Source organism: Streptomyces gobitricini, assembly GCF_039532985.1.
Taxonomy (GTDB): domain Bacteria; phylum Actinomycetota; class Actinomycetes; order Streptomycetales; family Streptomycetaceae; genus Streptomyces; species Streptomyces gobitricini.
Window position 1 is genome coordinate 12,622 of the sequence record NZ_BAAASR010000007.1, and the last position, 14,268, is coordinate 26,889.

Annotated in this window: 11 protein-coding genes and 2 pseudogenes; 2 read left to right on the top strand and 11 right to left on the bottom strand. The window is 72.8% G+C overall.

All coding sequences use genetic code 11. From position 1 onward, the window contains the following. Window positions 1-15: 15 nt before the first annotated feature. The gene (locus tag ABD347_RS07255) at window positions 16-1,533 is read right to left on the bottom strand and encodes an APC family permease (protein WP_344357954.1); all 1,518 of its coding nucleotides are present in this window, start codon (window positions 1,531-1,533) and stop codon (window positions 16-18) included. A gap of 519 nt (window positions 1,534-2,052) precedes the next feature. On the opposite strand from ABD347_RS07255, the gene ABD347_RS07260 reads away from it, so the two are divergent. Beyond that, on the top strand, window positions 2,053-2,205 hold the full coding sequence (locus ABD347_RS07260; protein WP_344357957.1) for a hypothetical protein: 153 nt from the start codon (window positions 2,053-2,055) through the stop codon (window positions 2,203-2,205). 220 nt (window positions 2,206-2,425) lie between these two features. Here ABD347_RS07260 and ABD347_RS07265 read toward each other — a convergent pair whose 3' ends face one another. From ABD347_RS07265 to ABD347_RS07305, 9 genes and pseudogenes are all read right to left on the bottom strand, one after another. Then, window positions 2,426-3,019, bottom strand: coding sequence for a LutC/YkgG family protein (locus tag ABD347_RS07265; protein ID WP_344358263.1), 594 nt, complete (start codon window positions 3,017-3,019; stop codon window positions 2,426-2,428). A gap of 62 nt (window positions 3,020-3,081) precedes the next feature. Then, entirely contained in the window at window positions 3,082-4,557 is a 1,476-nt protein-coding gene (locus tag ABD347_RS07270; protein WP_344357960.1) for a lactate utilization protein B, read from the bottom strand. Beyond that, window positions 4,554-5,333, bottom strand: coding sequence for a (Fe-S)-binding protein (locus ABD347_RS07275; RefSeq protein ID WP_344357963.1), 780 nt, complete (start codon window positions 5,331-5,333; stop codon window positions 4,554-4,556). The genes ABD347_RS07270 and ABD347_RS07275 overlap by 4 nt, the downstream gene beginning before the upstream one ends. 71 nt (window positions 5,334-5,404) lie before the next feature. After that, the gene (locus tag ABD347_RS07280; RefSeq protein WP_344357965.1) at window positions 5,405-6,877 is read right to left on the bottom strand and encodes a rhamnulokinase; all 1,473 of its coding nucleotides are present in this window, start codon (window positions 6,875-6,877) and stop codon (window positions 5,405-5,407) included. After that, window positions 6,874-8,919, bottom strand: coding sequence for a bifunctional aldolase/short-chain dehydrogenase (locus ABD347_RS07285; RefSeq protein WP_344357966.1), 2,046 nt, complete (start codon window positions 8,917-8,919; stop codon window positions 6,874-6,876). Before ABD347_RS07285 ends, ABD347_RS07280 begins: the two co-directional genes overlap by 4 nt. A gap of 114 nt (window positions 8,920-9,033) precedes the next feature. After that, on the bottom strand, window positions 9,034-10,197 hold the full coding sequence (gene rhaI, locus ABD347_RS07290) for an L-rhamnose isomerase (protein WP_344357968.1): 1,164 nt from the start codon (window positions 10,195-10,197) through the stop codon (window positions 9,034-9,036). A 362-nt stretch (window positions 10,198-10,559) separates the two neighbouring features. Next, a pseudogene (locus ABD347_RS07295) lies at window positions 10,560-10,715 on the bottom strand (fumarylacetoacetate hydrolase family protein); the annotation flags it as partial. A 234-nt stretch (window positions 10,716-10,949) separates the two neighbouring features. Further along, a pseudogene (locus ABD347_RS07300) lies at window positions 10,950-11,121 on the bottom strand (VOC family protein); the annotation flags it as partial. 372 nt (window positions 11,122-11,493) lie between these two features. Then, a complete protein-coding gene (locus tag ABD347_RS07305) occupies window positions 11,494-11,754 on the bottom strand; it encodes a hypothetical protein (RefSeq protein ID WP_344357971.1) in 261 nt (86 codons plus the stop codon). Between the two features lie 1,075 nt (window positions 11,755-12,829). Between ABD347_RS07305 and ABD347_RS07310 the strand changes: the two genes are divergently transcribed. Further along, window positions 12,830-13,486, top strand: coding sequence for a DUF5701 family protein (locus ABD347_RS07310; protein WP_344357974.1), 657 nt, complete (start codon window positions 12,830-12,832; stop codon window positions 13,484-13,486). 208 nt (window positions 13,487-13,694) lie between these two features. On the opposite strand, the gene ABD347_RS07315 is transcribed toward ABD347_RS07310, so the two are convergent. Beyond that, window positions 13,695-14,165: a DUF2637 domain-containing protein gene (locus ABD347_RS07315; protein ID WP_344357977.1), complete on the bottom strand. Its 471-nt coding sequence runs from the start codon at window positions 14,163-14,165 to the stop codon at window positions 13,695-13,697. Window positions 14,166-14,268 lie beyond the last annotated feature (103 nt).

The following is a 14,268-nucleotide window of genomic DNA, read 5'->3' on the forward strand; positions in this document are numbered from 1 at the left end:
GCCGCTCCACACTCGTCACGTCCCGTGGCGACGGCACCGGGTGGATCCCGTACCGCGCACGGCTGCGCGGGCGGCCACTCCGGGCCGTTCGGCCCAGTAGGCGGCGGAGGACCGGCGCAGCAGCAGCATGACGCCCACGCCCGTGATCATGATGCCGAGGCCGATGACGAGGGGCGGGCCGAGGCCGAACCAGGAGACGCCGCTGTAGCTCTTCTCGGGTTCCGCCATGTCGATGACGGCCTCGACGAGCAGCCAGGTCAGCAGCAGGGAGCCGGTGACCGGCCCGGCGCCGATGAAGAGGAAACCGGGGAGGCTCCGCGTCAGGTGATGGCGGTAATAGACGGCGCAGGCCACGCCGGTGAGCGCGTAGTAGAACGCGATGAGCAGAGACAGGGCCGTCAGCGAGTCGAAGAGGGCGTTGGCACTGATCCGGTTCACCGCCAGGTACCAGGCAATGGCCACGGCGGCGACCGACCAGGTGCTGGTGTGCGGGGTGCGGAAGCGGGGATGGACGCGGGCGAGAGGGGTCGGCAGAGCCCGGCGGCGGGCCATGGACAGCACGGTGCGCGAGGCGGGGATGATCGTGGTCTGTGTCGAGGCCACCGCGGAGGTGGAGACGGCCAGGAGGACGATCCAGTCCCACCCGCCCATGACGTACCCGGCGAGCAGGGAGAAGACGTATTCCCCTTCGTCGGCGTTGTCGGCCAGAAAGGCGGTTCCGGCGTAGGCCACCACGGCGAAGGCGACCGACACGTACGTCACCAGCAGCACGACGGTCGACCAGACGCCCGCCTTGCCGGGCGCGCCGGTGGGTCCCTTCACCTCCTCGGTGAGGTTGACCGCCGACTCCCAGCCCCAGTAGGTGAACACCCCCAGCAGCAGGCCACCCGTCAGCGCCGCGCCTCCCGCACCGAACGGGTTCAGCCAGCCCGGCGCGGGCGTGAGTGACCCGAGCGTCGCGGTCCCGGCGTACACGCGGTAGAGAGCCACGACCGCGAACGCGAGGAGGCAGGCGACCTGCGCGAGGATGAGGACGTTCTGCACCCTGGCCGAGGCCTCGGTACCGACGACGCACACCCCGGTCATGGTCAGGATGAGCAGCACGGCCAGTCCCTGGCGTACCAGGTCGTTCCCCGCCAGGCCGTCGAGGCCGGCGGTGAGCAGACCGAAGGCCACCGCGACGTCGGCGAGCGACCCGATGACCAGCACACCGGTCATCGCCACGGCCCAGCCGCCGAGCCATCCGGCCCAGGGCCCCATCGCCCGGGTGACCCAGGAGAAGGTGGTGCCGCAGTCCTGGTCGGCCTTGTTGAGGTGGTGGAACGCCGACGCGATCAGGAGCATCGGTACGAAGGAGGCGACGAGGACGCCGGGGGCGTGGACACCCACGAGTGCGACGATCGGGCCGATGACCGCCGCCAGCGAGTAGGCGGGGGAAGTCGAGTTCAGCCCGATGACGAGTGCGTCGGTGAAGCCGATCGCGTCGGGCTTCAGACCGGCGGGCGGGTCGGCGCCCGCGATGTCGTCCTTCATCGTCCCTCGCTTCCGTGGAGTCGGCGCCCGGTGGTCGAATGATCCTCAGTGGGAGTACGCGGGGCACGCCATGGCCCCGGTCCGGCGCGCCGCCCCGTCCGGCGCGGGATTCGGGACAGGGGCTGGAGCGGGGGGGCCGCGTGCTGCCGGGACCGGATTCCGGAGCCGCTCCACGCGCCGTGGGCCACCGTTCCCGAGCGACGGCCGCGTCGGCGGCGGCCTGCCCGGGGGGCGGAGGCCGGTGGGGCGCCATGAGCTGCTGCTCCGTGCAGGGGCCAACCGGCCGTCGTACCGCGCGGGTTGCAGGACCGCCCGCCGCTACCGCGCTGGATCGAACAGGACGTCAAACCGTGACCGGATGTCCTCGGCGCTCCCTGCCCGTACTTTCGTCCTCGTGGCTCCGCGTGACCAGCGGCGCCGCAGGAGGAACGACAAACGGGAGGAAAGAGCGCGAACGGCAAGTCCTACTACGGCAGCTTCTGAGGCGACTTCTACGACCACGCGAAGGACAAGAAGTGGGTGATCCTTCAGGCGAAGTGGAAGAACAAGAACTGGGGTCCCATCCGTACCGCCGCCAACGGTGGCTCGTTCGCGGGCGACTACAGCGGCCTCAACGGCCTCAACTTCCGGGTCTGCCTGACCGGCGGCCACTGCGGCAAGGGGGCGTGGTGACGCCCGCGCCGCGGGTGTGACCGAGCTCCCAGGAGCCTGGCCGAGCACGAGCGCGCGGGGGCCGCAGCACGGTCGCGGTGTCGCGGTCCCGTGCGGCACGCGCCGCAGGCTGCGGACCGGGAGCCGGGCCGTGCTCGGGCTTCTGGTCATGGTCCGCGCGGCACCGGTACCGGCTGGGACGGTGCCGATCGTCCCGGCTCCGGTCGCGTACCGGGGCGGGTCAGCCGAGCAGCAGGACCACGTCCAGCGAGCGCGGGCCGTGGACGCCCTCGACCCGGTCCAGCTCGATGTCGCTGGTGGCCGACGGCCCGGAGGTCCAGGTGAGCGGCCGGGTCACGGAGAGGCGTTCGAGTGCCCGGGGCACGGACGACACGACCTGCGCCGGGACCTCGACCACACAGATGTGGTGGTCGGGGATGAGCGTGATCCGCCTGCGCCCCTGCCCGGGACCGCCGTCCAGCACGATGGTGCCGGTCTCGGCGATGGCGACGGCGCAACCGGTGATGACACTGTCCACCCGGTCGAGGTCGTGCGGCGTGCTGTCCGCGGTGTCCCGCCGCACGATGATGCCTCCCGGCAGCCAGGCGTCGGGCAGACCCGGCGGGACGAGGACGGTGCGGGCGCCCCGGGCGGCCAGCAGTGCCCCGACCGTGTCGGCCACATCGGCCCGTGCGCAGCGGTGCACCCTGGCCCGGTAGTCCGTCAGGTTGCCGGCGAGCAGGTCCACCGTCTCCTCGGCCCCGCGTACGCCGTGCTCCCGCAGGTAGCTGCGCGGGACAGCAGGCTCGTACGGCGCCGGTGCCGGTGCCGGCATCGCGTCCGGAGCAACGCCCAACGCCTGTCGTACGCGGGCCAGGACGAGGTCTCGGCTGTTCGTCACGTCGTGTCCTTTCCGCCGTTCGTGCGCAGCCACCAGTCGCGGAAGGGCTCCGCCGGTACGGGTGGCAGGTCGCGAGTGGCGGTCCAGGCGCGGCCGGGGCCGGGCAGGCGGGCGGGATGGAGTCGCCGGGTGCGGCAGACGAGGCGCTGGCCCGCACGCAGGGCGCCGGGGTGGGTCAGCGCCCAGCGGGCGGCCCGCAGGGCGGCGCGTTCGGCCGCGCGCCCCTTCGCGGGCTTGAGGACGACTTCGGCGCCCGCTCGGGTGGCCGCGCCACCCTGGGCCGTACGTTCCCGCAGATGCACCAGGACCTCGGGGATGTCGATGGCGACGGGGCACACCTCGTAGCAGGCGCCGCACAGCGAGGAGGCGTACGGGAGGGAGGCGTCGATGTCGCTGTCCGTGCCGCGCAGTTGCGGGGTGAGGATCGCGCCGATGGGCCCCGGGTACACCGAGCCGTAGGCGTGCCCGCCGGCCCGCTCGTAGACGGGGCAGACGTTGAGGCACGCCGAGCAGCGGATGCAGCGCAGTGCCTGCCGGCCGACCTCGTCGGCGAGGGTGTCGGTGCGTCCGTTGTCCAGCAGGACGAGGTGGAAGGCGCTCGGGCCGTCGTCGTCGGTCGTCCCCGTCCACATGCTGGTGTAGGGGTTCATCCGTTCGGCGGTGGACGAGCGGGGCAGCGTCTGGAGGAAGACCTCCAGGTCCTGTGCCGTGGGCACGATCTTCTCGATGCCGACGACCGAGATGAGGGTCTCGGGCAGGGTCAGGCACATGCGCCCGTTGCCCTCCGACTCCACGACGACCAGCGTGCCGGTCTCCGCGACCATGAAGTTCGCCCCGGAGACGGCGACCTTGGCGGTCAGGAACTTCTCACGGAGGTGGAGCCGCGCCGCCTCGGCGAGGTCCGCGGGCCGGTCGGAGAGGTCCGCGGGCGCGGGCCTGCCCCAGTGGCCCATCTCGGAGCGGAAGAGGTCGCGGATCTCGCCGCGGTTGCGGTGGATGGCGGGCACGAGGATGTGCGAGGGGCGGTCCTCGCCGAGCTGGACGATGAGTTCGGCGAGGTCCGTCTCGTACGCCCGGATGCCCTCGGTGGCGAGTGCCTCGTTGAGCCCGATCTCCTGCGTGGCCATCGACTTGACCTTGACGACCTCCCGCTCACCGGTGGCCTTCACCAGGTCGGTGACGATGCGGTTGGCCTCCGCCGCGTCCACCGCCCAGTGCACGGTGCCGCCCGCCGCCGTGACGGCCCGCTCCAGCTGCAGCAGGTAGTGGTCGAGGTGGCGCAGCGTGTGGTCCTTGATGCGGCGGCCCGCCTCGCGCAGCTCCGCCCAGTCGGACAGCTCCGCCACCGCCGCGGCGCGCTTGGTGCGGATGGTGCGGGTGGCGTGCCGGAGGTTGCCGCGCAGGGTGGTGTCCCGCACGGCCTCACGGGCAGCCTCGGGGAAGGCCGGCATGCCGACGAAGGTTCCGCTCATGACAGGACCTCACCTTCCGCGCCCGCCGGGACATCGTCCTCCGTGCTCGCCAGGATCTCGGCGATGTGCACCGCCTTCATACCCGCGCCCTGACGGGTCATCGTGCCCCCGATGTGCATCAGGCAGGAGTTGTCCGCCGCGCACAGGACCCGCGCGCCGGTGGCGGCGGCGTTCGCGACCTTGTCGGCGCCCATGGCGGCCGACACGTCGGGGTTCTTCACGGCGAAGGTCCCGCCGAACCCGCAGCACTCGTCCGCGCCCGGCAGTTCGAGCAGCTCCAGCCCCCTGACCGCACGGAGGAGGCGGTAGGGGCGGTCGCCCAGGCCGAGCGAGCGAAGACCGTGACAGGTGGGGTGGTAGGTGACCGTGTGCGGGTAACAGGCCCCGACGTCGGTCCTGCCCAGGACGTCGACCAGGAACTCCGTCAGTTCGTACGTCTTCGGTACGACGGGGGCGACGGCCCGGGCCAGCGCGTCGCCGTGGCCCTCGGCCCGCGCACGCTCTCCCATGCGGGGATACAGCTCCCTGACCATGGCGGCGCAGGAACCGGACGGGGTCACGACGGCATCGTAGCCGCCGAACACCTGCGCGAAACGGCGGGCCAGCGGCTCGGCCTGGTGGCGGTAGCCGGTGTTGTAATGCGCCTGTCCGCAACACGTCTGGGCGGTCGGGAAATCGACGTCGACGCCCAGTCTGGTGAGCAGTTTCACGACGGCGCGCCCGGTGTCCGGATAGAGGGTGTCGTTGACACAGGTGAGGAAGAGGGCGACACGCATCGCGGCTCCTAGCTGTCGGTCGGTGGGCTCCGGGCGGGCGTGGCCGTCAGGTTCCACGCCCACCCGGAGGGTCAGCGCCGGGTGATCCGGCAGGCGGCCGCGTCCCAGGCCGCCCGGTCACCCGTCGGCTCGTAACGCTTGAGCGGCTGTGTCCCGGCGACCAGGCGGCGCATCGAGGCCAGGTCGCCGACCAGACCCCCCGCTCTCGCCTGCACCAGGACGTTACCCAGTGCGGCGGCTTCGGCCGGCCCCGCGACCACGGGCAGGCCGCAGGCGTCGGCGGTGAGCCGGCACAGGAGCGCGTTGCGGGCCCCGCCGCCCACCACGTGCACGGCGTCCACGGGATGGTCCGCGAGCCGCTGCGCGTCCTCGACCGCCCGCCGGTGGGCCAGCGCCAGGGAGTCGAGGATGCAGCGCGTGACCTCCGCGGGGGTGGAGGGCACGGGCTGGCCCGTCGCACGGCACGCGTCCGCGACGCGCCGTGGCATCCGGCCGGGCGCGAGGAACCCCGGGTCGCCCGCGTCGACCACCGACCGCAGCGGCGGCACCCCGGCCGCCTCGCGCAGCAGGGGCGCCAGATCAGGTGAGCCCCAGTCCCGCAGGCACTCCTGGAGCAGCCACAGCCCCATGATGTTGCGCAGGTAGCGGACGGTGCCGTCGAGCCCCAGCTCGTTGGTGAAGTTGGCGGCGCGGCTCGCCTCGGTGAGAACCGGGGCGTCCAGCTCCAGGCCCGCGAGCGACCAGGTGCCCGTGCAGATGTACGCGAACCGCTCCCCGTCCGCCGCGGGTACCGCGGCGACCGCCGAAGCGGTGTCGTGCGAGCCGACGGTGGTCACCGGCACGGGGCCGGCCAGCCCGGTCTCCTCCCGCACATGGGGCAGGAGGGTGCCCGCCGGGTCCCCCGGGCGCCGCAGCGGCGCGAACAGGGAGAGGTCGATGCCCAGCCGGCCGGCCACGTCCCGGGCCCAGTCGCCGGTGCGCGGGTCGATCAGCTGGGTGGTCGAGGCGTTGGTGAGCTCGGTGCCCTGGCGCCCGGTGAGCCAGTACGCGATCAGGTCGGGGATCAGCAGCAGGCGCCGGGCGGCGGTGAACGGCACGGTGCCCCGGGCCGCCACCAGCTGGTAGAGCGTGTTGAACGGCGCGTACTGGAGCCCGGTCGCCGCGTACAGCTCGGCCGCCGGCATCCGCTCCCACACCCGCGCGGCCACGCCCTCGGTGCGGCCGTCCCGGTAGTGCACCGGGTTGCCGAGGAGTGCCCCGTCCGCGTCGAGCAGGCCGTAGTCGACGGCCCAGCTGTCGATACCGATCGAATCGACCGGCCCGGCCGCGCGGAGCCCCGCGACGACCCCGGCGTAGAGCCCGAGAGCGTCCCACCGCAGCCCTTCGGCGAGCCGCACCGGCCGGTTGGGGAAGCGGTGCGCCTCCGTCAGGTCCAGTGACGCGTCCCCGGCGCGGCCGGTCGCGACCCGGCCGACGATGACGCGCCCGCTGGACGCGCCGAGGTCGACGGCCGCGTACGACCGCACCGGACTCCTCGTGCTCATCGCAGGAACGCGGCGGCCACGCCGGCGTCGACCGGGATGTGCAGCCCGGTCGTGTGCGTGAGGTCACCGCCGGTCAGGGCGAACACCGCGCTCGCCACGTGCTCCGGCAGGACCTCGCGCTTCAGCAGGGTCCGCTGGGCGTAGAACTCGCCGAGCCTGTCCTCCTCCACCCCGTACACCGCCGCGCGCTGCGCACCCCAGCCGCCGGCGAAGATGCCCGAACCGCGCACCACACCGTCCGGGTTGACGCCGTTGACGCGGATGCCGTGCTCGCCGAGCTCGGCCGCCAGCAGACGGACCTGATGGGCCTGGTCGGCCTTGGTCGCCGAGTACGCGATGTTGTTGGGCCCCGCGAAGACGGCGTTCTTGGAGGCGATGTACACCAGGTCGCCGCCCAGCCGCTGCGCGATCATGACGCGGGCGGCCTCCCGGGAGACCAGGAAGGAGCCACGCGCCATGATGTCGTGCTGGAGGTCCCAGTCCTTCGCCGTGGTCTCCAGCAGCGGCTTGGAGATGGAGATGCCCGCGTTGTTGACGACCAGGTCCACCCCGCCGAAGGCCAGCACCGCGGCCTTGAACGCCTCGGTGATCTGCTCCTCGGAGGTGACGTCCATGGTGACGGCGACGGCCCGGTCCGGGCCGCCGAGCTCGTCGGCCACCGCCCGCGCGCCGTCGGCGGCGATGTCCGCGATGACGACGCACGCCCCTTCGGCCGCCAGCCGCCGCGCGATGGCCTTGCCGATGCCGCTGCCGGCACCCGTCACCAGCGCCACCCGCGAGGCCAGCGGCTTGGGCCGCGGCATGCGCCGGAGCTTGGCCTCCTCCAGGGCCCAGTACTCGATGCGGAACTTCTCCGCCTCCTCGATCGGGGCGTACGCGGAGACCGCCTCGGCGCCGCGCATGACGTTGATCGCGTTGACGTAGAACTCGCCGGCCACACGCGCCGTCTGCTTGTCCTTGCCGAAGCTGAACATGCCCACACCCGGCACGAGGACGATCGCCGGGTCCGCTCCGCGCATCGCTGGCGAGCCGGGGGTCGCGTGCCGCGCGTAGTAGGCCGAGTACTCCTCGCGGTAGGCGGCGTGCAGTTCCTCCAGGCGCGCCGTCGCCTCCTCCAGCGGGGCTCCGGGAGGCACGTCCAGGACCAGTGGCCTGACCTTCGTGCGGAGGAAGTGGTCGGGGCAGGACGTGCCGAGAGCCGCCAGGCGCGGGTGCTCGGCGCGGGAGAGGAAGTCGAGGACGGTGTCGGAGTCGGTGAAGTGGCCGACCTGCGGCCGGTCTCGCGACGCCACGGCCCGGACGTGGGGCGCGAGCGCCGCGGCCCGTTCCCGGCGCTCGGCCGGCGGCAGCGCCTCGTACCCCTCGATCACCGGACCGAAGGGCTCGGGCCGGCCCTTGTCGGCGAGGAACGCCTCCGCGGTGCGGATGATGTGCAGCGAGTTGCGCTCGCACTCCTCGGACGTCCCGCCCCAGGCGGTGATGCCGTGACCGCCCAGGACGCAGCCGATGGCCCGGGGGTTGGCCGCCTTGACGGCGGCGATGTCGAGGCCGAGCTGGAAGCCGGGGCGGCGCCAGGGCACCCACACCACCGTGTCGCCGAAGCACTCGGCGGTCAGCTTCTCACCGTCGGCCGCGCAGGCGAGGGCGATGCCCGAGTCGGGGTGGAGGTGGTCGACGTGCGGAGCGTCCACCAGGCCGTGCATCGCGGTGTCGATGGAGGGGGCGGCACCGCCCTTGCCGTGCAGGCAGTAGTCGAACGCGGCGACCATCTCGTCCTCGCGCTCCACACCCGGATACACGTCCTTCAGCGCCCGCAGGCGGTCCACACGCAGGACGGCGAGCCCGGACTCGGTGAGCGTGCCGAGGTCGCCGCCCGAGCCCTTGACCCACATCAGCTCGACGTCGCCACCGGTCACGGGGTCCGTGGCGGTCCCCTTCGCGGAGGCGTTGCCGCCGGCGTAGTTGGTGTTGCGGGGGTCCGCGCCCAGGCGGTGCGAGCGCGCCAGGAGCGCCGCGGGCGCGGGATGGAGTGCGGAAGACATGTGGTCCGTCCTTCGAGCGGTGGGGAGGGTAGGGGTGGGGAAGGAGGGTGCGGAGGCGGGAACGCGGGGGAGGGAGCGCGGGGGAGGGGCGCCCGCCCGTGACGAGCGCGCCGCTCAGGCGCCCCAGCCGGCCTGTTCGCCGCCGACGCGTTCCTCGGCGGTCTTCCGCGCCCAGCCCGAGCGGTGGTAGGCGGCGACGGGGTCCGGGTCGAGCCCCGACTCCTCCCGCAGCTCGGCCAGCAGCGGGCGTACGTCCGTGTTGTAGGCGTCCATCAGCACCGCGTTCGCCCCCAGTACGTCGCCGGCCCGCTGAGCCGTGGTCAGCGCCTCGCGGTCCACCAGGAGCGCCTTGGCCGTGGCCTCCTGGACGTTCATCACCGAGCGGATGATGGCGGGGATCTTCGCCTCGATGTTGTGGCACTGGTCGAGCATGAAGGCGACGTCGGACGGGAGGGCCCCGCCCCGGACCACCTCGTACATGATCCGGAACAGCTGGAAGGGGTCCGCAGCGCCCACCATGAGGTCGTCGTCGGCGTAGAAACGGGAGTTGAAGTCGAAGCCGCCGAGCCTCCCCTCGCGCAACAGCGTCGCGACGATGAACTCGATGTTCGTGCCCGGAGCGTGGTGCCCGGTGTCCACCACGACCTGGGCCCGGGGGCCGAGCTTCAGGCAGTGGGCGTAGGCGGTGCCCCAGTCGGGGACGTCGGTGGTGTAGAACGCGGGCTCGAAGAACTTGTACTCCAGCAGCATCCGTCGACCGTCGCCCAGCCGGTCGTACACCTCCCGCAGCGCGTCGGACAGCCGGTCCTGACGCTCGCGGACATCGTCCTGCCCGGGGTAGTTGGTGCCGTCCGCGAACCACAGCTTCAGGTCCCGGGAGCCGGTCGCCTCCATGATGTCCACGCACGCCAGCAGGTGGTCCACGGCCTTGCGACGGACCCTGGCGTCCGGGTGGCACACGCTGCCGAGCCGGTAGTCGTCGTCCTGGAAGGTGTTGGAGTTGATCGTGCCCAGGCGCAGGCCCCGCTCCTCGGCGTAGGCGGCCAGTGCGGCGTAGTCGTCGACGCGGTCCCACGGGATGTGCAACGCGACCGTCGGGGCGGCCCCGGTGTACTCGTGCACCTTCGCCGCGTCGTCGAGTTTCTCCCACGGGGTGCGGGGCACTCCCGGCCGGGCGAACACCTTGAAGCGTGTGCCGGAGTTGCCGTAGGCCCAGGAGGGCGTCTCGACGGCCTGGGCCTTGAGGGCTGCCTTCACGGCCGCCTGCATGTCAGTCATGGTCACCTCGGAGGACCGGGCCGTGGGCGGGTGAGCGCGACAGCGGCAGCGGTGTGAATCGTTTCATTGAAGGGTAGGTTTACGGATGTTCCGTGGTCAAGGCGTCAGCGCCCTGTTCCTGAATGCATTCAATCGTTGCGCGGAGGCTCGCGGAGGCTCACGGAGACCCGTCCGGTCCGCGGTCCGTGGGGGCAGGGCGGGGAACCTCCGGGGGCCTGGGGGCCGCCGCCCCCGTCGAGCGGTTCGCCCACCAGGGACGCGATCCCGCGGGGTGTGGAGACGGAGTCCTCGCCCGGCCGGCCGTCGCCGGTCCCACAGGCACTGGCGCCGCGGCCCCGGGGGCGCGGCCGCTCACCGGCCGCTCACCGCCGCTTCCGGTCACGGCGCCGGCCGGCGGGCAGGGGCCCGGGATCGGCGCCCGGGGCGACGGTGTCGGAGACGGTGCCGATGCCCTCGACGGAGAGGGTGACGGCGTCACCGGGCTCCAGCGGCGGCGGGTTCCGCTCGCCGCCGAGTCCCGTGGTCTTCGGGGATTCCGCTTCGACGGGAGGGCTTCTGTTGAATCGGTAATCCAGATGCGTGGAATGGGCCCGCTCCGGGTTCGGCGAGGTGACGGCTCCGCGGAGCGGTGGGCGGCAGGACGACTGGGTGGCGCGGCCGAGAATGCGCTGGGCGCGGGGCCGTACCTGCTTTTCGGCTTCGGCGATCTGCCGCTGGCTGTATATGCGGCGGCTGTTCGTCGTGCCGTGGATGAGCGTGCCGGAGAGACGGAAGCCGAGGTGGCGTTCGTACCACCGGCGCGTGCGGTTCAGGTGCGGGGGAGTTGAGGACGGCGTGGCTCAGCTTGACCGGGACCGCCTCCTTCTCCTCGATCCTGTGGTGCCGACGGACCCCGGCATCCGCGGAGACCTCGACGGTGCGGCCGGCCGGGATATGCACCGCGTGTCGCATACCGCGTGTGGTGCGCGGCAGCGACGTGCCGCGCACCGCTGAGCGTGACAGCCGGGGCACCCGGGGGGACCTGCCCTTGACCACGGTCCGTCCACCGTCCTGGGGACCGCCACCGGAGCGGCCCGGCCTGTGACGCCCCTTCCGAGGGGAACGTCACGCGTCCCCCGCCCGCCGCCACGCCGCGCGAGGTGGTCCTCGCCATGTGTCCGGGCGCCGACTCGGCTTCCGCCGGCGTCCGGCGCCATCACGCCCTCCCGGCTGCCGTTCCGTACGGTTCCCCGCTGGAGGGCGGCACCGTGGGCTACAGCGCTTGCGGCGGTGAGACGGTGAGATGGTGAGGGGTGGTCAGCGGGAGAAGGCCAGGAGCACCGACAGCGTGGTCACCGCCACCAACCAGGTGATCATGACCGCCAGCACGGCGGGGGCCGTGTCACCGGTGAACGTCCCGGCCGCCCCCTGCCGCGCGGCGGACAGTCGGTCGTCCGCCTCGCCCGCCTGGTCGCTCCGATCACCACAGGACAGCAGGCTGGTGCAGTACGAGCACGCGGGTTCGTCGGCATCGAGCCAGTAGGCCTCGTCCAGTACCGCGTAGTGAGGAGTCCACATGCGTGGTTCAACCCCGTGACCGGGCCTTGAGCAATGCGATGTCGCCACCTCGACACCCAATCGCTACCTTGCCCATACCCCCGGCATAACCAGGTCGCGGGGACGGGGACACGGGCCCTCGGGCGTCGCGGCCCCATGCGCCGCAGCGGTGCCGAGGACGGCTGCCGGGCTCAGCCGCCGCACTCCACACGGACCGGGTGCGAAGGTAACGGGCCGACAGGCGACAGCCGACAGCCGGCAGCGGACGGCCGACCGCCGGAAGCAGCGGCAGCCGCGTCCTGGGCAGGTGTACGGGCCTCCGCCGCCCCTACCGTCCGCCACGTCCGCGTTCCTGGGGCGCTTCGGAGGCAGTCGGCGCGCTTGAAGGGCCGGTCGCAGCGGCGCCGGGCGGCGACGCATGGGCCGCTGTCGCGTTCGGAGCGGTCCGGTGGTCGTGCGTGGTGCGGGTGTTCGACGCGAGGGCGTCGAAGAGGCGACGGCGTCGGCGCAGTTCGATGACGTCGACCGTCCGCAGCCTGCTGGTCGGTGACGGCAAGAAGACGGAGAGCACCGTACAGGTCGATCCGCAGGCAAGCAGAAGCCAGAGTGTCGCGTGCACAACGAGGTCCTTCCCACGCTGGAAAATGTGACAACCAGGCAGGTCACGGCCGGCCCGGTCGACGGGCGAGGTGACAGCGGTCGACCACATAACGCCATGGCATATGCCTGGTAATGGCGGGACCGGACGGCTTGGGCTGGATGGGTGGCGCGGACGCGACCGGGCCCCAAGCACGCGCCTTCGGCGCGTCGATGGGGGAGGGGGCCGGGCAGGCACGACGCCGACGCGCAGCGGAGCCCACCACACCGAAGAACCCGAAGCGGACAGCCCAGAACCCGCCGGGTGACGTCGGCTCGCCGGCCGGGTGCGCTGCCCGCCGGGCGACGGGCGTGCCGACCGCCGACCGGACCGCTGCTCCTGGCGAGCCGTACCCGGCTGCCCGCCCGCGCCGTCGCGGGCCGGCGTACGGGGAACATCCCGATCGGTTGCGTCGTTGACCTCAAGCCCACTGCTGCCGACCGCGAACCGAGGAGTGCGTTGTCCAAGACCTCGTCCACCACCGCCGCCGTGACGCCCCTCCCGCCGCTGGCCGCGCAGGCGGAGCACCTGATCGCTCTCGGGGTGCACGAGTCGGCGGGGATACCCGCCGACGAATTGCGCAGGTTCGCCAAGGAAGCGGGCGGCGATGACGGTGACGCCCTGCTGGCCGTCCACCCGGACCGCGCGCCGGCCTCCGTCCTCGCACCCCTCCTCCGTCATGACGGCAAGCCCGGCTTCGTCGTCACCGACATGCCCGACGTCGACGGCTTCGTCCCCTGCACCGTCGAGCTCTCCGATGCCCCGCTCTACGTCGTCACCGGCCTCGACCGCGGCGACCACATGGCCAACTGGAGCCCGGAGGAGGCGCTGCCCGCCCTCACCGAGCAGAATCGCACCCCGCTGCTGCTCACCGAAGGCATCCACTGGGTGCTCCAGCAGCCGGCGGTACTCGAGCGCAACCGCTGCTTCATGACGATCGGCTCCCGGCTGCGCAAGGCAAACGGCGCACTCGACGCCCGCACTCCGGCGATCTGGATCAGCAACGGCACGGGACGGGACGGCCGCGAACGACGCAACGCCCCGAAGGTCGGTTGGTGCTGGTGGGGTAACCGCCACACCTGGCTGGGGTTCGCCTCCGCCGGGGGCCGCGGGTAGGGCTCCCCGGCGGAGGGCGTCCGTCCTCGGGGCGGGGCGGGGCGGGGCGGGGCGGGGCGGGGCGGGGCGGGGGGGGCGGTCCGGCGCCCCGCCCCACGTGTCGGCGAGCCCTGCCGCCGCGGCCGCCCTCCCCGTGGCGCGGTCCCGGAACCCTGCCACGGTCGCAACGGAGCGGCCGGTGGGGTGGGGCCGGCCGGAGCCGGTGGATTCACGAGGGCGGGCGTTCCTCGTGTGGGGGTACGAACGGTGAGTAGGGGCCGGGGGCGGGGGCGGGGGCGGAGGAGCGTCCAGCACGGTGGCGGGGCAGTGCCTTACGGGGCGGTTTGGTGAGAGTGATGGAGCGGGCCAGCTGCTGGAAGCACGTCAGTGACGCCGCGGTGGGCAAGGTGGCCGCCGCTACGCCGGCGTAAGTCCGGTCGGCCTGTGCCGCGCAGAGCAGTATCGCCATGAACGAGAAGAACAGAATGACGAGCCAGGAGTGCGTGGCGCGGCGCCGCTGGAAGGCGGCACGCAGGACGGACAGGGACGCCGCGACCCAAGGTCCGTAGACGAGAAGCGGCCACCATGCCACCGTGCTGTCAGGGGCCCTGTTCTCGGCGATACGCAGCAGAGGGTCGTACGCGATCACACCGCTGAAAACGCTGACACCGCAGGCGAGCCCCGCCCCGAGCGAGGTCACGACAGAGCCTGCCACCCGCGCCCAGGGCAGCGCGGTGTGACGAGCCTTGCGGTGACCGTTCCGAGCGGGACGCGCAGGTGGCGGGCCGGCTGTGACGTCGGCG